Genomic DNA, 212 nt, shown 5'->3' with positions numbered 1-212 from the left:
CTCAGCGTAACCGGGCTCGGAGGGATACACACGGGGGCGTTCTTGTCCTCCACCAGTACGTCCAGCCAGCAGAAGTTTACGTTGCCGGCGGCGTCTTCTACCCGCAGGCCTACCCGGACCGTGCCCAAGTCAGCACAGGTCAGGATCAGTTCCTGGTCGTATACTTCCAGGGCGATGTTGGCAGCGTTGACGCGGGCAATCGACAGCGTTAC

Annotated in this window: 1 protein-coding gene; it reads right to left on the bottom strand. The window is 61.3% G+C overall.

The window, feature by feature from the left end:
- On the bottom strand, nt 1–212 hold a 212-nt coding region (locus H9S92_RS22925; RefSeq protein WP_187467344.1), incomplete at both ends, for a hypothetical protein.

Source organism: Neolewinella lacunae, assembly GCF_014349155.1.
Lineage (GTDB): Bacteria > Bacteroidota > Bacteroidia > Chitinophagales > Saprospiraceae > Neolewinella > Neolewinella lacunae.
Note: the sequence above shows the minus strand (reverse complement) of the source record. Positions and strands in the feature narration are given on the sequence as shown.